The sequence below is a fragment of the Pseudomonas sp. Irchel 3H3 genome (genome assembly GCF_900187635.1).
GTDB lineage: Bacteria > Pseudomonadota > Gammaproteobacteria > Pseudomonadales > Pseudomonadaceae > Aquipseudomonas.
In genome coordinates this window covers 12,919-34,136 of record NZ_FYEC01000012.1, presented here as the reverse complement: position 1 = coordinate 34,136, position 21,218 = coordinate 12,919, and the positions used below count along the sequence as shown (strand labels likewise).

The 21,218-nt window shown below is 61.3% G+C and carries 19 protein-coding genes; 8 read left to right on the top strand and 11 right to left on the bottom strand.

Annotated features, from left to right (window positions below):
• Window positions 1-4 precede the first annotated feature (4 nt).
• On the bottom strand, window positions 5-3,100 hold the full coding sequence (locus CKW24_RS14790; RefSeq protein ID WP_095168926.1) for a multidrug efflux RND transporter permease subunit: 3,096 nt from the start codon (window positions 3,098-3,100) through the stop codon (window positions 5-7).
• Window positions 3,097-4,266 carry an efflux RND transporter periplasmic adaptor subunit gene (locus tag CKW24_RS14785; protein WP_095168925.1) on the bottom strand — a complete coding sequence of 390 codons (1,170 nt, stop codon included), beginning with the start codon at window positions 4,264-4,266 and terminating at the stop codon, window positions 3,097-3,099. The genes CKW24_RS14790 and CKW24_RS14785 overlap by 4 nt, the downstream gene beginning before the upstream one ends.
• Window positions 4,267-4,475: 209 nt before the next feature.
• Here CKW24_RS14785 and CKW24_RS14780 point away from each other — a divergent pair, with 209 nt between their 5' ends.
• Window positions 4,476-4,721, top strand: coding sequence for a hypothetical protein (locus CKW24_RS14780; RefSeq protein ID WP_095168924.1), 246 nt, complete (start codon window positions 4,476-4,478; stop codon window positions 4,719-4,721).
• A gap of 45 nt (window positions 4,722-4,766) precedes the next feature.
• Here the strand turns inward: CKW24_RS14780 and CKW24_RS14775 are convergent, their stop codons facing one another.
• The 5 genes from CKW24_RS14775 to norR form a co-directional block, all read right to left on the bottom strand.
• Window positions 4,767-5,516 carry a YkgJ family cysteine cluster protein gene (locus CKW24_RS14775; RefSeq protein ID WP_095168923.1) on the bottom strand — a complete coding sequence of 250 codons (750 nt, stop codon included), beginning with the start codon at window positions 5,514-5,516 and terminating at the stop codon, window positions 4,767-4,769.
• An 80-nt stretch (window positions 5,517-5,596) separates the two neighbouring features.
• On the bottom strand, window positions 5,597-5,923 hold the full coding sequence (locus tag CKW24_RS14770) for a hypothetical protein (RefSeq protein ID WP_095168922.1): 327 nt from the start codon (window positions 5,921-5,923) through the stop codon (window positions 5,597-5,599).
• A 59-nt stretch (window positions 5,924-5,982) separates the two neighbouring features.
• Window positions 5,983-6,465: an N-acetyltransferase gene (locus CKW24_RS14765; RefSeq protein ID WP_095168921.1), complete on the bottom strand. Its 483-nt coding sequence runs from the start codon at window positions 6,463-6,465 to the stop codon at window positions 5,983-5,985.
• Window positions 6,466-6,468: 3 nt separating this feature from the next.
• On the bottom strand, window positions 6,469-7,371 hold the full coding sequence (locus tag CKW24_RS14760; protein ID WP_095168920.1) for a chemotaxis protein CheV: 903 nt from the start codon (window positions 7,369-7,371) through the stop codon (window positions 6,469-6,471).
• A 185-nt stretch (window positions 7,372-7,556) separates the two neighbouring features.
• Entirely contained in the window at window positions 7,557-9,113 is a 1,557-nt protein-coding gene (gene norR, locus CKW24_RS14755) for a nitric oxide reductase transcriptional regulator NorR (protein ID WP_095168919.1), read from the bottom strand.
• A 158-nt stretch (window positions 9,114-9,271) separates the two neighbouring features.
• Between norR and hmpA the strand changes: the two genes are divergently transcribed.
• The 7 genes from hmpA (at window position 9,272) to cyoE (ending at window position 17,434) form a co-directional block, all read left to right on the top strand.
• Entirely contained in the window at window positions 9,272-10,453 is a 1,182-nt protein-coding gene (gene hmpA, locus CKW24_RS14750; protein ID WP_095168918.1) for an NO-inducible flavohemoprotein, read from the top strand.
• Window positions 10,454-11,274: 821 nt separating this feature from the next.
• On the top strand, window positions 11,275-11,784 hold the full coding sequence (locus CKW24_RS14745; protein WP_095168917.1) for a disulfide bond formation protein B: 510 nt from the start codon (window positions 11,275-11,277) through the stop codon (window positions 11,782-11,784).
• A gap of 818 nt (window positions 11,785-12,602) precedes the next feature.
• A complete protein-coding gene (cyoA, locus tag CKW24_RS14735; RefSeq protein ID WP_095168916.1) occupies window positions 12,603-13,538 on the top strand; it encodes a ubiquinol oxidase subunit II in 936 nt (311 codons plus the stop codon).
• 3 nt (window positions 13,539-13,541) lie between these two features.
• Window positions 13,542-15,572: a cytochrome o ubiquinol oxidase subunit I gene (cyoB, locus tag CKW24_RS14730; protein WP_095168915.1), complete on the top strand. Its 2,031-nt coding sequence runs from the start codon at window positions 13,542-13,544 to the stop codon at window positions 15,570-15,572.
• Between the two features lie 3 nt (window positions 15,573-15,575).
• Window positions 15,576-16,202, top strand: coding sequence for a cytochrome o ubiquinol oxidase subunit III (locus CKW24_RS14725; protein ID WP_095168914.1), 627 nt, complete (start codon window positions 15,576-15,578; stop codon window positions 16,200-16,202).
• Entirely contained in the window at window positions 16,203-16,535 is a 333-nt protein-coding gene (cyoD, locus tag CKW24_RS14720; RefSeq protein WP_095168913.1) for a cytochrome o ubiquinol oxidase subunit IV, read from the top strand.
• 11 nt (window positions 16,536-16,546) lie between these two features.
• Window positions 16,547-17,434, top strand: coding sequence for a heme o synthase (cyoE, locus tag CKW24_RS14715; RefSeq protein ID WP_095168912.1), 888 nt, complete (start codon window positions 16,547-16,549; stop codon window positions 17,432-17,434).
• A gap of 75 nt (window positions 17,435-17,509) precedes the next feature.
• Here the strand turns inward: cyoE and CKW24_RS14710 are convergent, their stop codons facing one another.
• The 4 genes from CKW24_RS14710 to CKW24_RS14695 all read right to left on the bottom strand — a co-directional run bounded on the left by CKW24_RS14710 (window position 17,510) and on the right by CKW24_RS14695 (window position 21,132).
• Window positions 17,510-18,214 carry a hypothetical protein gene (locus CKW24_RS14710; RefSeq protein ID WP_095168911.1) on the bottom strand — a complete coding sequence of 235 codons (705 nt, stop codon included), beginning with the start codon at window positions 18,212-18,214 and terminating at the stop codon, window positions 17,510-17,512.
• 92 nt (window positions 18,215-18,306) lie between these two features.
• Window positions 18,307-19,134, bottom strand: a complete 828-nt coding sequence (locus CKW24_RS14705) for an ABC transporter permease (protein WP_095168910.1) — start codon at window positions 19,132-19,134, stop codon at window positions 18,307-18,309.
• An 8-nt stretch (window positions 19,135-19,142) separates the two neighbouring features.
• Window positions 19,143-20,009 carry an ABC transporter permease gene (locus CKW24_RS14700; RefSeq protein WP_095168909.1) on the bottom strand — a complete coding sequence of 289 codons (867 nt, stop codon included), beginning with the start codon at window positions 20,007-20,009 and terminating at the stop codon, window positions 19,143-19,145.
• 10 nt (window positions 20,010-20,019) lie between these two features.
• Window positions 20,020-21,132 (bottom strand): ABC transporter substrate-binding protein, encoded by a 1,113-nt coding sequence (locus CKW24_RS14695; RefSeq protein ID WP_095168908.1) that lies wholly within the window; start codon window positions 21,130-21,132, stop codon window positions 20,020-20,022.
• Between the last annotated feature and the right edge of the window lie 86 nt (window positions 21,133-21,218).

The window sequence follows — 21,218 nt, the reverse complement described above, 5'->3', positions numbered from 1 at the left end:
CGCCTCAGTGTGTAGTCGCCAGCGCAGGTGCTGGTGTAGGCCGATGAAACAGCCGTTCAAGCCACAAGTATATGACGGGCGTGGTAAACAGCGTCAGCGCCTGGCTCACCAGCAAGCCGCCGACCACGGCAATCCCCAATGGCTGGCGCAATTCGGCACCGGGGCCGTGGCCCAGCATCAGCGGCAGGGCGCCCAGCAAGGCGGCGAGGGTGGTCATGATGATTGGCCGAAAGCGCGTGATACAGGCCTGATAAATCGCGTCCTCGGGCGTAAGCCCACCCTTGCGCTGGGCATCGAGGGCGAAGTCGATCATCAGGATGCCGTTTTTCTTGACGATGCCGATCAGCAACACCAGGCCGATCAGCGCCATGATCGAGAAGTCCTGGCCCAGCAACCACAACATGATCACGGCGCCGAGGCCCGCCGAGGGCAGGGTAGAGATGATCGTCAGCGGGTGCACGAAGCTCTCATAAAGCACCCCGAGAATGATGTACACCGCCACCAGCGCCGCCAGGATCAACCAGGGCTGGCTGGCCAGCGAGCTTTGGAATGCCTGGGCTGCGCCCTGGAAGTTGCCGTTGACCGAGGTCGGCATGCTGATTTCGGCTTTCGCCTGGTTGAGCAGGATCACCGCATCGCCCAGGGCCACACCAGGCGCCAGGTTGAACGACAGGTTGGCGGCGGGGAACATGCCGTCGTGGGCGATGGACAGCGGGCCGATGGTCGGTGCGTCGAAGCGGGCCAGCGCCGACAGCGGCACCATCTCGCCGCTCAGGGGCGAGCGCAGGTAGAAATACGCCAGGCTTTCGGCCTTGCCCCGTTGCCGGGTGTCCAGTTCGAGGATCACGTTGTACTGGTTGATCTGGGTCTGGAACTCATTGACCTGGCGCTGGCCGAAGGCGTCATAGAGTGCTTCGTCGACATCACTGGCGGTCAGCCCGAAACGCGCGGCCGCCGCTCGGTCGATGGTGATATGGGTGATGCTGCCGCCCAGTTGCAGGTCGTTGGAAATGTCGCGGAAAGCCGGGATGCCGCGCAGTTTTTCCGTCAGGCGTTGGGTCCATAGGTTCAACGTCGGGCCGTCGTTGCTCTTGAGTACGTACTGATACTGTGCCCGGCTGGGGCCGGAACTGAGGTTGATATCCTGACCAGCCCGCAGGTAGAGGACGATGCCGGGGACGTTCATCAGCTGTGGGCGAATCCGGTCGATGAACTCACTGGCCGACACATCGCGCTCGCTCCGAGGTTTGAGGGTGATCCAGAAGCGGCCGTTGGCGATGGTCTGGTTGCTGCCCGAGACGCCCACTGAGTGGGAGAACACCTCCACGGCCGGGTCGGCGGCGACGATCTTGGCCATTGCCAGGTGTTTTTTCACCATGTCGTTGTAGGAGATGTCGGCGGCGGCTTCTGTAGTGCCGAAGATGAAGCCGGTGTCCTGAATAGGAAAGAAGCCCTTGGGGATAAACACATAACCGGCGACGGCCATGCTCAGGGTCAAACCGAAGACCCCGAGCATCAACTTTTGGTGGGCCAGGGCGCGACGCAGTCCTTTTTCATAGAGCGCCAGCAGGTACTCACCAAAGCCAGGCTTGGCGTGGGCGTCATGTTTGGGGGCACGCATGAACAGCGCTGCCAGCGTGGGCGCCAGGGTCAGGGACACCACCACCGAAATCAGGATGGTCGAGGTGGCCGTCAAGGCAAACTCCTTGAACAGGCGCCCGACCACCCCGCCCATGAACAGCAACGGAATGAACGCGGCCACCAGCGAGAAGCTGATCGAGACCACGGTGAAGCCGATCTCGCTGGCGCCCTTGATCGCCGCCACGCGTTGGTCGTCGCCGGCCTCCAGGTGGCGGTGAATGTTCTCCACCACCACAATCGCATCGTCGACCACGAAGCCGACCGAAATCACGATCGCCACCAGTGTCAGGTTGTTGAGGCTGAAGCCCATCACATACATCAGGGCAAAACTGGCGATCAACGACACCGCGAGCACGCTGGAGACGATCAGCGTCGCCGACAGCTGGCGCAGGAACAGCGCCATCACGGCCACCACCAGCAACACCGCGATCAACAGCGTCAGTTCTACCTCGTGCAGCGAGGCGCGGATGGTCTGGGTACGGTCGATCAGCACCTTGACCTCGACCGACGCCGGCAGCATCGCCTGCAGGCTGGGCAACGCGGCCTGGATACGGTCGACGGTCTCGACGATATTGGCCCCCGGCTGGCGGAAAATCACCAGGTTGACCCCCGGCTGCGTGCCGGACCAGGCCTGCACGTAAGCGTCCTCAGCGCCGTTGACCACCCGGGCGACATCGCGCAGGTGCACCGGTGCGCCGTCTTTGTAGGAGACGATCAGTTCGCCGTATTCCTCGGGGTGGAACAGTTGGTCGTTGGTCGCCAGGGTGGAAATGCTCGACTCGCCGTACAGTGCGCCCTTGGCCAGGTTGAGGCTGGTCTGTTGGATGGCCAGGCGAATGTCGGCCAGGGTCAGGCCGATGGCAGCGAGCTTGTCGGCCGAGGCCTGGACCCGGATGGCCGGGCGCTGCTGGCCGGTGATGTTGACCTGGCCGACGCCGTCGACCTGGCTCAGTTGGCGCCCGAGCAGGGTTTCGGCGTAGTCGCTGAGTTCGGTGCCGGGCATTTGTGTCGAACTGACGCTGAGGATCAGCACCGGGCTGTCGGCCGGGTTGACCTTGCGCCAGGTTGGCAGGGTCGGCATGTCCTTGGGCAGTTTGCCCGCAGCGGTGTTGATCGCGGCCTGGACTTCCTGGGCGGCGGTGTCGATGCTCTTGTCGAGGGTGAACTGCAAGGTCAGGTTGGTCGAACCAAGGGCACTGCTGGAAGTCATCTGGGTCATGCCGGGGATGGCGCTGAATTGCACCTCCAGGGGCGTGGCCACCGACGAGGCCATGGTGTCCGGGCTGGCACCGGGCAGCAGGGCGTTGACCTGGATGGTCGGGAACTCGGCTTCCGGCAGGGGCGCAATCGGCAATCGCGGGAAGGCGATCAGGCCCAGCAGCACCAAGGCGAAGGTCAACAGGACGGTGGCCACCGGGTGATCGATGCACCAGGCGCTGATCCCCCTGCGGGCCGTCATGGCTGCTGCTCCGAAACGGTGGCCTGGGTCAGTTCCGGTGGTTCGTCGAGGATCTGCACGCGGCTCCCCGGCTTGAGTCGCGACTGGCCATCGCTGACCAGGACATCACCGGCCTGCACGCCCTTGATGATGTTCAGATCGCTGTTCTGATAGACCATCTGCACCGGCACCGATTCGACCTTGCCATCCGTCACCCGGTACACAAAGTGCTGGTCCAGGCCGCGCTGGACCACCGTCGGCGGTACTACCAGGGCCGCCTTGTCCAGCGCGGTCTGGATCTTGATCGTCACCAGTTGCCCGGGCCAGAGCTTTTGCCCGGGGTTGTTGAATTCGGCCTTGGCGCGAATGGTGCCGGTGTTGGCGTTGATCTGGTTATCGATCAGCGTCAGGTGGCCTTCCCCGAGCAAGTTGCCGGTCTGGCCGTCGGTATCGGCTCCCAGATAGGCGTCGACCGCGGCTGCGGGCGTCGCGCCGATCAGGCCTTGCAAGGTCGGTAGCATCTGCTGTGGCAGGGAGAACTCGACGGCGATCGGGTCGATCTGGGTCACTGAGAACAACCCTTGGGTATCGCTCATGCGCAGGAAGTTGCCCTCATCCACGGTGCGAATCCCGACCCGCCCGGTCACCGGTGAACGTATTTGGGTGTAGGAGAGTTGCACCTGCGCCGCGTCGATGGTGGCCTGGTTGCCCAGCAGGGTGGCTTTCAACTGATTGACCAGCGCCTGCTGCTGGTCGTAGGTCTGTTTCGACACCCCGTCATCGGCGCTCAGCAGCTTGTAGCGCTGCAGATTGACCTGGGCCACCTGCAACTGGGCCTGGCTTTCGCCCTGTTGCGCGCGGGCCTGATCGAGGCTGGCGCGGATCGAGCGATCGTCGATGGTGGCCAGTAGGTCGCCGGCTTTGACCCGTTGGCCTTCCTTGACCAGCAGGCGGGTGAGGATGCCGTCGATCTGCGGGCGAATGACCACGCTGTGCAACGACAACACCGAGCCGATGCCGCTGACATATCGCGGTACATCGCGCTGCGCGACGCTGACCACCCGCACCGGCACCGCCGTCGACGCGGCGAGTTTGCTCGAAGCTGGCCGGAGCAGGGTCCAGGTCCCGGCGGCGACAAGCACGACGAGGGTAGCGACAAGCAGGAGCGTGGTTTTTTTGCTGGGCATCAGGTCAATCGCCGGGGCCGGTGGGTCGGATAGGTAGCCAGTATGCCTCCGTTATAGCCCCACGATCCGGTCAGCAGGGTGACGGCTAACTGACAGGGCGGACAGCTTGGCGCTTGAAGCTTGCAGCTTGCCGCGGCTCTTCCCGCTATACTGCCGGCTTTTCGCGACCCATCATCCGGGCGCGACTCAACGCTACACCCGGAGCATTCATGACTTCCCCGACACAAGCGCCTGCGGCTGACGACCAGGCTGACCTGCCAGACAGCGTCGACTCCAGCGCCGACAGCGACAGCAACGCCGCGATCCCGGCCTTCAAGTTCCCGTTCAAGCCAGGTGCACTGGCTGCCGCCAAGGCTGGTAATCAGCCGTGGTACAAGAATGGCGCCAAGAATGGCCACACCAAGGTTCCGGGCGCTGCGCCGCCAGGTACCCGTCGCTCGATGGGCAAACGCTGATTTGCTGAGCTTGCGCAGTGGTCATCAGGCCACTGCCATTGCGGCCTAGGCCGCCTGCAACGAGATAAAGGCGTAATTCAGGGGCTGCGCAGTCGTCACCCGCGCTCCGGCGGCCTGCACCTGATCGGCCAGCGCTGCCCCCGACAGATGAAACTGCCATTGCCCGACCGCAGCCAATTGCGGTTCGGCCTGAATCTGGTCGATGGCGGCGGCAAACGCGGCCATATCTGGCAAATAGGCGGTAAAACCGTCGCCCTTGAGGGCTGCGGTGCAAATTCCCAGCTGTGTGCAAATCCCTTCCTTGGCTTGAATGTCGTCCCGATCGGCCTGGCGCGAATCTTCGATCAGGCTTGCCAGCGCCGGGTCGACCAATTGACCGCCGACGATCAACTCAGGCCCCTGCTGCCATGACTCGGGCGGGCAGTCCTTGGCTCCCGGTGTCAGGGGGATGTGTGGGTTGATCTCCATCGGGTAGATCCGGCACACCAGCGGCCGACGTTCATAGATCCGGCACAGGTTGTCTTCGTCAAGATTCCGGCAGCGGCCCGCATTGAAGGCGGCGAAGGTAATCGTCACGTAGGCGTGGGTGTCACCGCTGGGCACCACCACTGAACGGCGGCGGGCGTGTTCGCGCTGCACGGCCGGCAGGCCCAGGCCGTTGTCCAGGAACCCTTCGACCAGCACGATCACTGCGCCGCCATCCGCTGCCCACATGCGGGCTTCGGCGAGAGTCAGGGGCACATGGTGGTCATTGCAGCATTTGCCGCAGCCTACGCAGGAAAACGATGTGTTCATGGGGGCGTTCACAGTCCGAAAGCGTCAGCGCTGACAAAAAAACAGCGCCGGGGCCTGGTGCGAAGCAAGTTGTGCGCCAGTCATTGGCCCTGGGTGGCCGGGCGCACCGAGTCCCATTCTGTGACATGGGCGGTCTTGCTTTTCTTGTGGTAGAGGCACAGCTCCGTGCCCCGCTGTCCCTTCATGTGCTTTTGCGGGTACTGGCCCTCAAGCAGCAAGGCGCTGTAGCCGACGCGATCATCGAACAACGCGGCATTACCCACCGGCTTGGCGTGGCTCAACTGGCTGGCCTTGGTGCAACTGGCGAGTACGACCTTGTCGTAGGCGGCCCAGGCGTCGGGGCTCGAGGCCTGGGCGTGGAGTGCGAGGCTGGTCAGGGCGATGAAGAGCAGGGCAGGGGATCGCATGGCAGGACTCCAGATAGGTCGGATAGGGAGTATGCCTGATGCAGTTGTGGGGGGCGTTCTCAGTCGGGCACGGGTTCCCGGCGCACCAGGCGCATGCCGCAACTGTCATACAACTGCCGAGCCCGATGGTTGTCCTCCAGCACCTTCAAATCGACAAACCCTTCGCGACGCTGCTGGAAAACGTTGAAGGCATGCAGCAGCAACGCCCGTCCCAAGCCCTGCCCCCGGGCGCGGGGATGCACCACCAGGTGCTTGATGTAGGCGCTGGTCCAGCACTGGATCACGCCGACCAGGCCCTGGGCGTCGGAGGCGATGAAGCACAGTTGCGGATCGTATTCGGGGTCGCGCTCAAAACGTTCGCGCCAGGTAGCCAGAGCCGAGACCTGACCGCCGCCCTGGCGATAGCCGGCCTCTAGCAACTGATGCACCGCCTCGGCCATCGCCGGTTGGTAGCTGGTCAGGCTGATACCCGCCGGCCAGGCGCAGGGCGCGAGGGGGCCGGCCAGTTCGCGGCGCAATAATAGGCAGTAAGCCTGGGCCACGGCTCAATGACCCTGCTGCGCCACCGCTTTGGCGGCGTCGATCAGGCATTGGGTCAGCTCCGGCGAGGAGAATTTGGTCAGCACCGCATTGGCTCCGGACAGTCGGGCTTTTTCACTGTTCATCGCGCTGTCCAGGGAGGTATGCAGCAGCACGTAGAGGTGGGCAAAATCGGGGGTTTCGCGCAGGGTCCGGGTGAAGGCGTAGCCGTCCATTTCCGACATCTCGATGTCCGAGACAATCAGGTTGATCTGCTGCGCGGTGCCTTGCAGTTCCAGCAGGCAGTCGATGGCCTCCTTGGCACTGCGGGCGGTGTGGCATAACAGCCCGAGGTGACGCAGGGTATGTACCGACTGTTGCAGCGCCACCTGGCTGTCGTCGACCACCAGGATGCGCGCGTTGCCCAGCAACTCGGCATCTTCCATGCTCAACTCGGTGGGCGCCATTTGCACCGGCTCCGGGGCAATGCCGTGGATGACCTTCTCGATGTCCAGCACCTGCACCAGCGTGCCATCGACCGAGGTCACGCCAGTGATGTACGAACGTCCGCCGCCCGAGCCATACGGCGGCGGGCGAATATCGGAGGTCAGGCAGTGCACGATCTTGCTCACCGCCTGCACGTGCAGGCCCTGTTTCGAGCGGCTGACGTCAGTGACGATCAGGCAGCCACCGTCCGGGTCCGCCAGGGGCCGCTCGCCGATGGCGCGGCTCAGGTCGATGACCGACAACGAGTTGCCGCGCAGGGTGGCGATGCCTTTGACGTGGGGGTGCGACTCCGGTAGCCGGGTCAGCGGCGGGCAGGGGATGATTTCACTGACTTTCAGCAGGTTGATCGCCATCAGCTTGCCACTGCGCAAGGTAAACAGCAGAAGCGAAAGTGAATCTGCGCGGGCTTTGGTGGAGGACATAAAAACCTTCTGTGGAAAAGGTGGCGGAGGATCGCGGGAGCGCCGACAACTATTGATAACGGGTTATCGACTTGTCGGCGGCAGGCTTTAGGACCGGTACAACCTTTGTCGCCGCTGCCGAGCCCGCGAGGCTGCGTCAACGGCTGCAGGACGTTCATTTGGCTTGGCAATACCGTTGGGGGCGATCACTTCATGCCCAGCCGCTTGGCCATTCGCCCCAGGTTCGCCCGGTCCAGGCCCAGTTCGCGGGCGGCGCTGGCCCAGTTGTGCTGGTGGCGCTCCAGGCACGCGCTGATCAGTTGGCGCTGGTACTGCTCGGTGGCCTGGCGCAGGTCGCCGTTCATCTCCAATGCTGGCGCAGGTGCGGCGGGCGCAGGCACTGTGCTGATCTCAAGGGTGTCGTGGGGCAAGTCCAGGTCGATCGCACTGAGGCTGAGGATCTTCGGCCGCTCGCGGGAATTGCCCAGCGCCTTCAAGGCACTGCGACCGATCAGGTGTTCCAGTTCGCGGACATTGCCCGGCCAGCTGTAAGCCAGCAGCGCGGCCTGGGCATCGCTGGACAGGCGCAGACTGTTGAGGCCCATGCGCGAGCGATTCTGTTCGAGGAAATAGCCACTGAGCAGCAGCACATCGCGCCCGCGATCACGCAGGGCCGGCACCAGCAGTGGATACACGCTCAGGCGATGATAGAAGTCGGCGCGGTAGCGGCCACTGCGCACTTCTTCGGCGAGGTCGCGGTTGGTGGCGGCGATCAGGCGCACGTCGACCTGATGCTCCTTGTCCGACCCCAGGCGCTGCAGCTGGCCGCTTTGCAGGACGCGCAGCAACTTGGCCTGCACTGTCAGGGACAACTCGCCGACTTCGTCGAGAAACAGGGTGCCGCCATTGGCCAGTTCAAATTTGCCGCGGCGGTCACTGGTGGCGCCGGTGAAGGCCCCGCGCACATGGCCGAACAGCTCGCTCTCCACCAGGGTATCGGGCAGGGCGGCGCAGTTGAGGCTGATGATCGGCTTGTGGGCCCGCGCTGATGCGGCGTGAATTGCCTGGGCCACCAGCTCCTTGCCGACCCCGGTTTCCCCGGTGATCAGCACCGTCAGGTCGCTGCCGCCCACCAGTTTGATCTCCTCCACCAGGCGCTTGTGCGCCTTGCTCTGGCCGATCATTTCGCGGTCCTGCTGGCCGCTGGCCTGCCGATAGACCTCGGCCCGCTGGTGTTCGTCTTCGACCCGATTGGCCAGCCGCTCAATGCGCTCGGCGGCGTTGACCGTGGCGGCTGCCAGGCTGGCGAAGGCCTGCAGGGCATCCAGTTCGATGGGTTCGAAGCGTTCCGGGTCCAGCGCATCCAGGGTCAGCAAGCCCCAGGGCCGCTCATCGATAAACAGCGGGCAGCCCATGCAGTCGTGGACCTCCAGGTGCTCGTCGAGGCCATCGACCAGGCCGTCATAAGGGTCCGGCAGCTCGCTGTCGGCGGCAAAGCGTGTCGGGCCAGGGCTGCTGAGCAGCGCCTCGAAGCGCGGGTGCTCGCTGACCTTGAAGCGCCGGCCCAGGGTGTCGGTACTCAAGCCGTCGACCGCCAGCGGCACCAGCCATTCGCCATCCAGGCGCAGCAGGGCGGCGGCATCGCAGGGCAGCAGGGCACGCATGGCTTCCAGCAGGCGCCGGTAGCGCTCACCTTCGGGCAGTTCGCGGGACAGGTCAGAGACCAGCGGCAGCAGGGTGGTCAGCAGGGATTTTGCAGTCATATTGACTCCATGTAGTCGAGGTGACTATAAAACCCCAAGGGTCGTTATGACTACATATTAATCAAATCATTGATTTTATAACGATTTAATACTTGGCATGGAAACTGATACCCAAAGGGTAATCCATTAAAAGCAGTCGTTCAGGAGTTCATCCCCTTATGCTTAGCGCTCAAGACCGTGCCATCGTCAAATCCACTGTGCCACTGCTGGAAAGCGGTGGTGAAGCCCTGATCACCCACTTTTACCGCATGATGCTCAGCGAATACCCGCAAGTGCGCCCGCTGTTCAACCAGGCGCACCAGGCCAGCGGCGACCAGCCCCGGGCCCTGGCCAATGGCGTGCTGATGTATGCTCGGCACATCGACCAGCTCGACCAGTTGGGCGATCTGGTGGCGAAGATCATCAACAAGCATGTGGCCCTGCAGATTCTTCCCGAGCACTATCCGATTGTTGGCAGCTGCCTGTTGCGCGCCATCAGTGAAGTGCTCGGTGACGAGATCGCCACGCCCGAAGTGATGAATGCCTGGGGCGCGGCCTATGGCCAACTGGCTGAGATCCTGATCGGTGCCGAAGCCGCGATCTACGACCAGAAAGCCGAAGCTGTCGGCGGTTGGCGCGGGGCGCGCGAGTTCATCCTGGCCCAGCGGGTCGAGGAGAGCGCGGAAATCACCTCGTTCTACTTTGAACCCGCGGACAAGGGCCCGATCCTTGCCGCAGAGCCAGGCCAGTACATCGGCATGAAGCTGCTGCTGGACGGTGAAGAGATTCGTCGCAACTACTCGCTGTCGTCCCTGGGTACCGACGGCCAGTACCGCATCAGCGTCAAGCGCGAAGCCGGCGGCCGCGCTTCGAATTACCTGCATGACCAGTTCCAGGTCGGTGCCCGCATCGAACTGTTCCCGCCTGCTGGCGACTTTACCCTGACGGCCAGCGACAAGCCGCTAGTGCTGATCAGCGGCGGGGTGGGCATCACCCCGACCCTGGCCATGCTCGAAGCGGCCCTGGCAACCGAGCGGCCGGTGCACTTTATCCATTGCGCGCGTAATGGCAGGGTGCATGCCTTCCGTGACTGGATCGACGCCCTGGCCGCGCGTCATCCGCAACTCAAGCGCTTCTACTGCTACGCCGAAGATGACGGGATCAGCCCAGCGGCCGACCAGGTCGGGTTGCTGAGCCAGGAGCAGTTGGGCCACTGGTTGCCCGAGCAACGGGACCTGGATGCCTACTTCCTGGGGCCCAAGGGTTTCATGGCGGCGATCAAGCGTCACCTCAAGGCGTTGGGTGTGCCGGAGAGCCAGAGCCGTTACGAGTTCTTTGGGCCGGCTGCGGCGCTGGAATAACGGCAATGGGGCGATTTGGTCAGACCGAGTCGCCCCTATCGCGGGCAGGCTCGCTTCCACCAGTCTTTAGTCGAGGCAAGGTCAATTGTGGGAGATTCTATGGTGTTGAGGGTCTGTGGGAGCTGCTGAAGGTTGTGATCTTTTGATCTTGGATTTGAGGTATATCCATTGCTGCGGTTGTGGCGGCTAATGGTTCCGCCCTTACGGCGGGTCACTTTGGCAAACGCCCCAAAGTAACCAAAGGTCTTTGCCCCAGGCGTTCGGCCCCTCGCTAAGGCTCGGGGTCCCTTCGCTACGGTATCCATCCGGGGGCATCGCCTCCGGTTTGCTTCGCAGCACCTCCTCTCGATGTATGCGGCTTCGCCGCACGGCGCTCCGCGCCTCCCCCCTGATGGACACCTTCGCTCAGCCTGCCGATGGGGCGGGTGGATCAAGAGCAAAAGCACGGCGACCTGCCGGTCGGCCTGAGTGGCAAGGGCAGGCGAGGCGGCCTACCGGCCGGCCTGCTTTCCTGCGTTGGAGTATCTTTGTGGGAGCGGGCTTGCCCGCGATGAGGCCGGCATAGCCAACATTTATGCCCCCTGACCCACCGCCATCCCGGGCAAGCGGAGCGCCGCCTGGCCTGGTCCCACAGATTCACTGTGCGAGCTTGCTCGCGATGGCGTCATGCGCGTCAACACAGATTCCACGGGTTAATCCGCTGTTAATACCCCCCACCGTTAATTCCCAGCGAAAGGTCCGACACCACGCCACGTGCTGCATACGCACGCCTGGCGTGTAAACTGGCGGCCATAGCCTGATTTATGACGAAGGAAACGGGAATGAACGAGGATTCGATGCGCCTGGGCCGTGAGCGGCGCTTTCTGGTGTTGTTGGGCATCATCTGCCTGGCGCTGATCGGGGGCGCGCTGTACATGCAGATCGTGCTGGGCGAAGCCCCGTGCCCACTGTGCATCCTGCAGCGTTATGCATTGCTGCTGATCGCTCTCAGTGCGTTCGCCGGCGCGGCCATGCGCACCCGACGCAGCATCACGGTGTTCGAGACCCTGGTGGTGATCTTTGCCCTGGCGGGGGCGGGCACCGCGGCCCATCACGTCTACACCCAGTTCTATCCATCGGTGAGCTGCGGTATTGATGTGCTGCAGCCGATTGTCGATGGTTTGCCACTGGCGAAGATCTTCCCGCTGGGCTTCCAGGTCGACGGTTTCTGCTCCACGCCTTATCCGCCGATCCTCGGCCTGTCGCTGGCGCAATGGGCCCTGGTGGCCTTCGTCCTGACCGTGGTCCTGGTGCCGCTGCTGGTTTCGCGCAACCGCAAACAGCTGAACTGAGGCCGACACCCTCAACCACCGTCGTTGCACAAAAAACGCCCTGGTCCTCGAAAGAGGCCGGGGCGTTTGACGTTTCAGCGCGCCAGTAAAAAGTTCGTGATGTGGGGCAATCGAGGGTGCGGCGAGTGTGCGACATGTTGTCACAGCTCAAGTGTCGCAACTCATTTCAAGCTTCGTGTTTTGGCATGAAAAGATACAAAGATCTGCCCGGCGCCGGTCTTGGCCAAAAGCCAGCAAGAATGCCGCGACAGGCAGTTTTAACAGGCTTCGGCGAATCGCCACAGGCCTTGTGAAAAGGGGGCTTTGGCGAGCATGGCGGACCGAGCTTGGGCCTGGAAGCTGTCTGAACTGCGCACAGTAGGCCTACAATTTTTGGGGTTCTTGTTGAGAATGAATCGCGATAAAATCGGCAATCTTTACAGGATTGGTTAATGATTGTTGCCGTATCCGATAAAAATTATTTCGAGATGAGACATGGTTTATAAAACGTTACATATCTACAATCGCCCGCACTGAAATTCCGGCACTGCTCACCCCTGAGCAGAGAAGGGTGGTCGAGGAGCGGTTCGATAGCTTCGTGCGACCCCAGGTGTCGGTGCCTTTCCAATTATCCGCACCAAATGGAATTGGTCTGTAACAAGGCCTTTGACCACGAATTCGAATAAGAACTCACCGCTGGCCCAGGATGTGTCAATCAGCGTTTAACGCGTGACGGGCAAGCCCTTATTCAATCCAAGAAAAATGCCAACCCTTGGCAGGGTGAAGTGTTGGCGATCGAAACCCAACTGCATTGCGCAAGCTGCTTTAGAGGTCGTGAGATGAGTAAAAACAGGTACCCCAGACTACTAGGCTTATTGCCGCTGCTCGGCACGCTGTTGCTGGGAGGCTGCAACATGACCTTGCTCGATCCCAAGGGCCAGGTCGGCCTGGACGAGCGAAACCTGATCATCACCGCAACGCTGCTGATGCTCCTGGTCGTGGTTCCGGTCATCGTCATGACCTTCCTGTTCGCCTGGAAGTACCGTGCGTCCAACACCAGCGCCACCTACACGCCCAAGTGGAACCACTCCACCAAGATCGAAATCGCAGTGTGGGCTGTCCCGGTTCTGATCATCATTGCCCTGGGTTACGTCACCTACAAATCGACCCACGCCCTGGACCCGTACCGTCCGCTGGAGTCCGACGTCAAGCCTGTGACCATCGAAGTGGTCGCGCTGGACTGGAAGTGGCTGTTCATCTACCCGGAACAAGGCATCGCCACGGTCAACAAGATCGTGTTCCCGGCGCACACGCCAATCAACTTCAAGGTGACCTCGGACGCCGTGATGAACTCGTTCTTCATCCCGGGCCTGGGCGGCCAGATCTACGCGATGGCGGGCATGCAGACCAAGCTGCACCTGATCGCCAACCAGAACGCTGAAATGGACGGTATCTCCGCCAACTACAGCGGCGCTGGTTTCACCGGTATGAAATTCAAGGCAATCGCCACCACCCAGGAAGAGTTCGACGCCTGGGTAAGCGAAGTCAAAAAGGCACCTAAACAGCTTGAACAAGCTGAATACGCAGCCCTTTCCAAGCAGAGCCAGAACAACCCAGTCGAGCTCTACTCCTCGGTTACACCGAACCTGTTCCAGATCATCGTCGACAAGTACGAAGGGATGAAACCGGGTCCGAAGGTCAAGCACGAGAAGAAAGAGAAAGAAGTGGCCGCTACGGACATGGAATCGCATTCAGCTGCCGGGGCAGAGGAGTAAACGATGTTTGGTAAATTAAGTTGGGAAGCGGTCCCGTTCCACGAACCGATCGTGATGATTACCATCGCCATGATCGCGCTCGGTGGTCTGGCGCTGTTCGCTGCAATCACCTACTTCAAGAAGTGGACCTACCTGTGGACCGAGTGGTTGACCTCGGTCGACCACAAGAAAATTGGCGTGATGTACATCATCGTCGCCATGGTCATGCTGCTGCGCGGTTTTGCCGACGCCATCATGATGCGTACCCAGTTGGCCATGGCCACCGAGGGTTCGCCGGGCTACCTGCCTCCTGAACACTATGACCAGATCTTCACCGCTCACGGTGTGATCATGATCATCTTCATGGCGATGCCATTCTTCACCGGCCTGATGAACCTTGCAGTGCCGCTGCAGATCGGCGCGCGTGACGTTGCCTTCCCGTTCCTGAACTCCTTGAGCTTCTGGTTGCTGGTTTCCGGCGTGGTGCTGATCAACCTGTCCCTGGGCGTTGGCGAATTCGCCAAGACCGGTTGGGTTGCCTATCCGCCGCTGTCGGGCCTGCAATACAGTCCGGGCGTGGGGATGGATTACTACATCTGGGCGCTACAGCTATCCGGGCTAGGTACGACGCTGACGGGGGTCAACTTCCTGGCTACCGTGCTGAAAATGCGTACCCCGGGCATGAAGCTGATGGACATGCCGATCTTCACCTGGACCTGCACCTGGGCCAACGTCCTGATCGTCGCTTCGTTCCCGATCCTGACCGCTACCCTGGCACTGCTGACGCTTGACCGTTACATGGATTTCCACATTTTCACCAATGAACTTGGTGGCAATCCGATGATGTACGTCAACCTGTTCTGGGCCTGGGGTCACCCCGAGGTGTACATCCTGATTCTGCCGGCGTTCGGGATCTTCTCCGAAGTCATCTCGACCTTCACTGGCAAGAAACTGTTCGGCCACCATTCGATGATCTACGCTTCGGGCGCGATCTCGATCCTCGGCTTCATGGTCTGGCTGCACCACTTCTTCACCATGGGTTCGGGTGCCAGCGTCAACGCCTTCTTCGGCCTGGCGACGATGCTGATTTCGATCCCCACGGGTGTGAAACTATTCAACTGGCTGTTCACCATCTACCAGGGCCGCCTGCGTTTCACCAGCCAAGTGCTGTGGACCCTGGGCTTCATGGTGACCTTCGCCATTGGCGGCATGACCGGCGTACTGCTGGCCATCCCGGGTGCTGACTTCGTCCTGCACAACAGCCTGTTCGTGATCGCGCACTTCCACAACGTGATCATCGGCGGCGCCGTGTTCGGCTACATCGCAGGTTTCGGCTTCTACTTCCCGAAAGCGTTCGGCTTCAAGCTGCACGAAGGCTGGGGCAAGGCTGCATTCTGGTTCTGGATCACCGGCTTCTTCGTCGCATTCATGCCGCTCTACGTCCTGGGCTTCATGGGCATGACCCGTCGCCTGAACGCCACCACCAACCCGGAATGGGTACCGTACCTGTACGTCGCCATGTTCGGCGCCGTGATGATCGCTGTCGGCATCGCCTGCCAGTTGATCCAGCTGTACGTCAGCGTGCGTGATCGCAACAAGCCAGAAAACATGTGCGAACACGGTGACCCGTGGAATGCCCACACCCTGGAATGGTCGACCTCCTCGCCACCACCGTTCTACAACTTCGCCGTACTGCCAAAAGCCGATGTGATCGATCCGTTCACCGAAGCCAAGGAAAACGGTACTGCATACCAGGCGCCAAGCCGTTACGAACCGATCCACATGCCAAACAACACCGCCACCGGTGTGGTCATGGGCGCACTGTTGACAGTGTTCGGTTTCGCGATGATCTGGCACATCTGGTGGCTGGCCGCCTTCGGTCTGGTCGGCACCGTGGTGTACTTCGTGATCCACGCTGCGCGTGATGATCAGGGCTATATGGTGCCGGTCGACGTGATCGAGCGCATCGAAGCCGAGCAGCACAAGCGTCTGGTAGCGGCCGGGAAAGTTCCAGCCACCGCCACCCGTGTTGAAACCTCGTTGGAACAGGCTTAAACCATGTCGAACTTAGTGACCAATGCTGGACACACCCATGTCGATGGACATGGGCATGATGACCATCACCACGACTCGGGCGAGATGACCGTATACGGCTTCTGGCTCTACCTGATGACCGACTGCATCCTGTTTGCGTCGATCTTCGCGGTATACGCGGTACTGGTAAACAACGTCGCCGGTGGCCCGTCGGGCCACGACATCTTCGAACTGCCGTATGTACTGGGCGAAACCGCTCTGCTGCTGTTCAGTTCGATCACCTACGGCTTCGCCATGCTGGCGTTGTTCAAGGGCAAGAAGAGCCAGGTCCTGGGCTGGTTGGCCATGACCTTCATGTTCGGCGCCGGCTTTATCGCCATGGAGATCAACGAGTTCCACCTGCTGATCTCCGAAGGCTACGGCCCTAGCCGTTCCGGCTTCCTGTCCGGGTTCTTCACCCTGGTCGGTACCCACGGTCTGCACGTGACCAGCGGTCTGATCTGGATGGCGATCATGATGTACCAGGTGCAGAAAAACGGCCTGACGGCGACCAACAAGACCCGTCTGAGCTGCCTGAGCCTGTTCTGGCACTTCCTGGACGTCGTGTGGATCTGCGTATTCACCGTTGTTTATCTGATGGGGACTATGTAAATGGCTAACACATCACATTCCCACGACGACGCCGGTCACGGCAGCGTCAAGTCCTACGCCATCGGCTTCATCCTCTCGGTAATCCTGACGGTGATTCCTTTCGGCCTGGTGATGTACCCATCGCTGCCGAAGTCGATCACCTTGTGGATCGTCCTGGCATTCGCCGTGATCCAGGTGCTGGTGCACCTGGTGTACTTCCTCCACCTGGATCGTTCGCAGGCTCAGCGTAACAACGTGATCGCGTTTGTCTTCGCCGCACTGGTAATTGTCCTGCTGGTGGGTCTGTCGCTGTGGATCATGTTCAGCATCCACACCTTCATGATGGCGAAGTGAGGTAAGTCCGGATGTCCTTTAAGCACTTTATCCAAATCACCAAACCGGGGATCATTTTCGGTAACGTGCTTTCTGTGGCAGGCGGATTTTTCCTGGCCTCGAAGGGGCATGTCGATCTGGCCATTTTCCTGGCCGCGATGATCGGCACGTCCCTGGTGGTGGCCTCGGGTTGCGTGTTCAACAACTGCATCGACCGTGACATCGACCTGAAGATGGAGCGCACCAAGAACCGGGTGCTGGTGCAGGGCCTGATCTCCCTGAAACTGGCACTGGTCTACGCGACTGTCCTGGGTGTTGCTGGCGTGGCCCTGCTGTACAAGGTGGCCAACCCGTTGGCGGCGCTGTTCGCGGTGATCGGGTTTGTCATCTATGTCGGCTTCTACAGCCTGTATCTCAAGCGCAAGTCGGTACACGGCACGCTGGTGGGCAGTCTGTCGGGGGCGATGCCGCCGGTGATCGGTTATGTGGCTGTGAGCAACAGCTTCGACATGGCTGCGCTGACCCTGCTGGTGATGTTCAGCCTGTGGCAGATGCCGCACTCCTATGCGATCGCGATCTTCCGTTTCAACGACTACCTGGCGGCATCGATTCCGGTGTTGCCGGTCAAGCGTGGGATCCAGGTGGCGAAGCGGCATATCCTGCTCTACATCCTGGCGTTTCTGGTGGCGACCTTGATGCTGACCTTCAGTGGTTATGCGGGGATGAGTTATCTCGCGGTTGCGGCGGCCATGGGCATGTACTGGTTGTATATGGCCTGGACCGGCTACAAGGCGGTGGATGACACGGTGTGGGCACGCAAGCTGTTTGTGTTCTCGATCTTCACCATCACTGCGTTGAGCGTGATGATGTCGTTGGATTTCAAGGTGCCGAGTGAGTTGTTGCTGACTTACGCGCCTTGAGGTTTGCCGCTGTAACTGGAGCCCCGCCTTTGTGAGAAGTGCGGGGCTTTTTGTTGGGCTGGTTTTGCTCGGCGATTACTGGGCCGCGATGCTGTAGCCGGCAAACGCGGTCTGCTGTTGCAGGGCGGTGATGATGGCTTTGCGGGTGGCCGGTTGTTCGGTGCCGCTGGCGTCGAGGAAGGTTTCGTTTTCCAGTTCCAGTTCGTCGCCTTCGCCGACGAAGGTGAAGCCGAGGAATTCATAGGCTTGGCGATCGACGCTGGGTTTCGAGCGTGGGGTGCGCAGGGGCAGGGTCACGGTGAGGCCGTCCTTGCTGATGCTGAACACTTCGACTTCTTTCTTCGCGCGGGCGGCCTTGCCCTTGCTGCCGCTTGGGTTGCTGATGGCCTGGTGGGTCTGGTTGAGGACTTTCAGGGCCAAGCCGTAGACCAGCTCCTGGAAGCTTGGGTCGTCCTTGAAGCTGGACAGGATGCGGCTGATCGGGAACTTGCTGCTCAGGTCTTCGAGGGCGGCGATGTCGGCGGCCTCGGCGTCCTTGAGCTGCTTGAGCTGGCCCATCAGTTCGTACGCCTGGTCGTCGTCGAAGCGGTCATGGGCCTGGCGGATGGCCGTGCGCAGCTCGCGAATCTGGTCGCTTTCCTTGGAAGTGTGGAAGGCGTCCAGGACCATCTCGCTGATGGTTTTGGCCTGGGGCACGTGTTGTGAAAGATTGATGGAGTTTTCGTATTCCGCTTTGGACGACAAGGTGACTACGGATTCAGCGGTATTGGAATCTGGCATTGAAATTTCACTACTTCTTTAAACTTGAATTGAGGCGAGAAAGCACGACGGCCTTTTCAGGCCGCCTAATCTATTGGACCGGGGCGGTGTTGTCACGGGTGTTGAAGCCTTTGCGCTCGTTTGTCGACCAGGTGCTGGACCACCAGGCGTCCAATCAGCACCAATAGGGTCAGGCTGATCAGCAGCACCGAGATGGCGGCCACGCTTGGGTCGACGTTGTCGCGCAAGCCGCTCCAAATGCGTTTGGGCAGGGTGTCGACGTTGACGCTGGTGATGAACAGGGTCACCGCCACTTCTTCCCATGACAGGGCAAAGCCGAGCAGGGCGGTGGATGCCAAGCCCAGTTTGAGGTTGGGCAGGATCACCATGAAGGTGGTCTGCATCAGGCTGGCGCCGAGGTTGCGCGAAGCCAGTTCAATCCGGCGGTCGATCTGGCTGAGGGCCACGAGCATGGTCACCACCCCGTACGGCACCACCATGATCACGTGGGCGATCACCACCCCGGTCAGGGTGTCGTAGCCCATGCCCGGGGCGAAGCGGCCGAGCTTGGTTTCCATGAAGTACAGCACCAGCGCCGAAATCACCGGCGGGACCGCCATGGGCAACAGCACCAGGCCGATCAGCGCGGTGGCCAGTTTCGAGCGCATGTACCAGATGCCGAGGCTGAAGCTGGCCGCCAGCAGGGTCGCGATGATACTGGTGGCAAAGGCAATGGTCAGGCTCTGGCTGATGGCATGGAACCAGTCCGGGTTGCTCACCAGCGCCTCGTAATGGCGCAGCGACCAGTTGCCCTCGGGCATCGACAGGAAGCGCTTGCTGGTGAACGACACCGGTATCACCGTCAGCAGCGGGAACAGCATGAACGCCATGGCGGTCACGGCCAGCAGGCGGGTACTCAGGCTTGTACGATGGGTGTTCATAGATAACCTCAGCCTACCAGGCGGTTCACACGGGTCATTTTCAGCAGGACCCAGATCAATGCGCTGACCAGCAACAGCAGCACCACGCTCAAGGCAGCTCCCAGGCCCCAGTTACTGGTCTGGAACATTTGCAGGAACACGTACTCGGCGATCATCACCGTCTGCCCGCCACCCAGCAGTACCGGGGTAATGAAGAAGCCCAGGCAGAACACGAAGACCATGATGAAGGCACCCAGCACACCCGGTAGGGTCTGGGGCAGCAACACTTGCCAGAAGGTGCGCAGTGGCCCGGCGCCCAGGCCGCGGGAGGCCATGAGGATGCGCTGGTCCAGCTGGCGCATGCTCGACAGCAGCGGGAACACCGCATACGGAATCATCACGTGGAGCATGCCGATCACCACCCCGATTTCGTTGCGGCTCAGTTGCAGCGGTTGATCGATCAGGCCCATGCCCATCAGCCCATTGTTGAGCACTCCGTTGCTGCGCAGGGCGATCAACCAGCCAAACGCCCGCACCAGCACCGAGATCCAGAACGGGATGAAGATGCAGATCTCCACCACCCGCTGCCAGAACGGCGGGCTGAACACCCAGCAGTAAGCCAGCAGGTAACCGATCACCAGGGCCAGGACGCTGACGGTCAGGCACAGGCGCAGGGTGCGCCAGAGCATGTCGTGGATGGCCGGGTCGGTGGCGATGCGTTCGTACTGGTCCAGGCCCGGTGTCGGCAACGAGAAACTCCAGCCAACCACGCCGATAAACGGCAGCACGTAGAAGATCAGCAGCAACACCGGCAGCGGGAACAGCAGCAAGCTGCGTTCCAGCGCCGGCGAACTGAACCGCGGCTTGGGTTTGCTCAGGGTCAAGGTCATGGTCATGATCGATGGCTCACTTGGACAGCCGCGTGAGGTACTGCTCCAGGGCGTTGGAGTAGTTATCGGCGTACCACTGGGCGTTGAGCGCGATCTGTTTTTTCAGGTTCTCTTCTGACGCGCAGTTGGCTTGCAGTTGTTCGGCCGACATCAGCTTCTCGGTCGCGCTGTTGGACGGCCCGTTACCCAGCAGTTCGAAGAGCTTGAGCTGGCCTTGCGGTTGCAGGGCATGCTGGATGAACTGCATCGCCGGCTGGCTGCCCGCCGGGTTGCCCGACAGCACGGCCCAACTGCTGGAGTTGATGAAGCCGTTGTCGAAGCTCCAGCGCACGCGGCCTTCGGTGTCTTCGCTGAGCAGCTTGGCGCGGGTGTGCCAGATAGCGCCCACCGAGACTTCGCCATCGACCATCAGTTGCTGGCTTTCGGCGCCCGAACTCCAGAACGACAGCACGTGGGGCTTGATCTCGTCGATCTTGTTCAGCGCGCGCACTACGTCCAGCGGGTAGAGCTGATCGGCCGGTACGCCGTCGGCCAGCAGCGCCGCTTCGAGCATGCCGTTCATCCACTTATAGAGGGTGCGTTTGCCAGGGAATTTCTTCACGTCCCAGAAATCGGCCCAGGTTTTCGGCCCGTTATCGCCGAACTTCTCGCTGTCCCAGGCCATCACGTAGCTGAACTGGTAGCTGGCGATCCCGTGGTCGGAGGCCAGTACCGGCGCCACCTGGTCACGCTTGATCACGTTGTAGTCCAGCGGCTGCAGGATCTTTTCCTTGCCCAGGACGATTGCGCTGTAGCTCTCGACGTCGACTACGTCCCAGCTGGGCTGACCGCTGGCCAGTTGCGAGCGGATCGCGCCCTCGGTGGGGCCGGCGCCGTCGATGCGCACCTGGATCCCGGTGTTCTTGGTGAAGGTGTCGGTCCAGGCCGAGCGGAAGGCGGTCAGTGCGTCGCCGCCCCAGTTGACCACCACCAGCGGCTTGTCGGCCGACCAACTGATACCGCTGCGCAGCGCCAGGGGCACTGCCGCCAACAGGCCCATGGCCTGGATGAAGGTGCGTCGGTTGATCTGCCCGCCACGGGCCTTTTCGATAAGCACTTCAATACAGTCGCGTTGATGATCCTGGCTCATGGGCAAGTCCTCAGATGGCGGGTGTCCGTTGGGACAAGGGCCTATTGTTGTCGTTAGGAGAGAGCTTTGTGACGCACGTAATTCAG

Bases quoted from the DNA above. Each gene is read 5' to 3' on its own strand.
- CKW24_RS14790 (WP_095168926.1), bottom strand. From the start codon at position 3,100: ATGACGGCCCGCAGGGGGATCAGCGCCTGGTGCATCGATCACCCGGTG.
- CKW24_RS14785 (WP_095168925.1), bottom strand. From the start codon at position 4,266: ATGCCCAGCAAAAAAACCACGCTCCTGCTTGTCGCTACCCTCGTCGTG.
- CKW24_RS14780 (WP_095168924.1), top strand. From the start codon at position 4,476: ATGACTTCCCCGACACAAGCGCCTGCGGCTGACGACCAGGCTGACCTG.
- CKW24_RS14775 (WP_095168923.1), bottom strand. From the start codon at position 5,516: ATGAACACATCGTTTTCCTGCGTAGGCTGCGGCAAATGCTGCAATGAC.
- CKW24_RS14770 (WP_095168922.1), bottom strand. From the start codon at position 5,923: ATGCGATCCCCTGCCCTGCTCTTCATCGCCCTGACCAGCCTCGCACTC.
- CKW24_RS14760 (WP_095168920.1), bottom strand. From the start codon at position 7,371: ATGTCCTCCACCAAAGCCCGCGCAGATTCACTTTCGCTTCTGCTGTTT.
- norR (WP_095168919.1), bottom strand. From the start codon at position 9,113: ATGACTGCAAAATCCCTGCTGACCACCCTGCTGCCGCTGGTCTCTGAC.
- hmpA (WP_095168918.1), top strand. From the start codon at position 9,272: ATGCTTAGCGCTCAAGACCGTGCCATCGTCAAATCCACTGTGCCACTG.
- CKW24_RS14745 (WP_095168917.1), top strand. From the start codon at position 11,275: ATGAACGAGGATTCGATGCGCCTGGGCCGTGAGCGGCGCTTTCTGGTG.
- cyoA (WP_095168916.1), top strand. From the start codon at position 12,603: ATGAGTAAAAACAGGTACCCCAGACTACTAGGCTTATTGCCGCTGCTC.
- cyoB (WP_095168915.1), top strand. From the start codon at position 13,542: ATGTTTGGTAAATTAAGTTGGGAAGCGGTCCCGTTCCACGAACCGATC.
- CKW24_RS14725 (WP_095168914.1), top strand. From the start codon at position 15,576: ATGTCGAACTTAGTGACCAATGCTGGACACACCCATGTCGATGGACAT.
- cyoD (WP_095168913.1), top strand. From the start codon at position 16,203: ATGGCTAACACATCACATTCCCACGACGACGCCGGTCACGGCAGCGTC.
- cyoE (WP_095168912.1), top strand. From the start codon at position 16,547: ATGTCCTTTAAGCACTTTATCCAAATCACCAAACCGGGGATCATTTTC.
- CKW24_RS14710 (WP_095168911.1), bottom strand. From the start codon at position 18,214: ATGCCAGATTCCAATACCGCTGAATCCGTAGTCACCTTGTCGTCCAAA.
- CKW24_RS14705 (WP_095168910.1), bottom strand. From the start codon at position 19,134: ATGAACACCCATCGTACAAGCCTGAGTACCCGCCTGCTGGCCGTGACC.
- CKW24_RS14700 (WP_095168909.1), bottom strand. From the start codon at position 20,009: ATGACCATGACCTTGACCCTGAGCAAACCCAAGCCGCGGTTCAGTTCG.
- CKW24_RS14695 (WP_095168908.1), bottom strand. From the start codon at position 21,132: ATGAGCCAGGATCATCAACGCGACTGTATTGAAGTGCTTATCGAAAAG.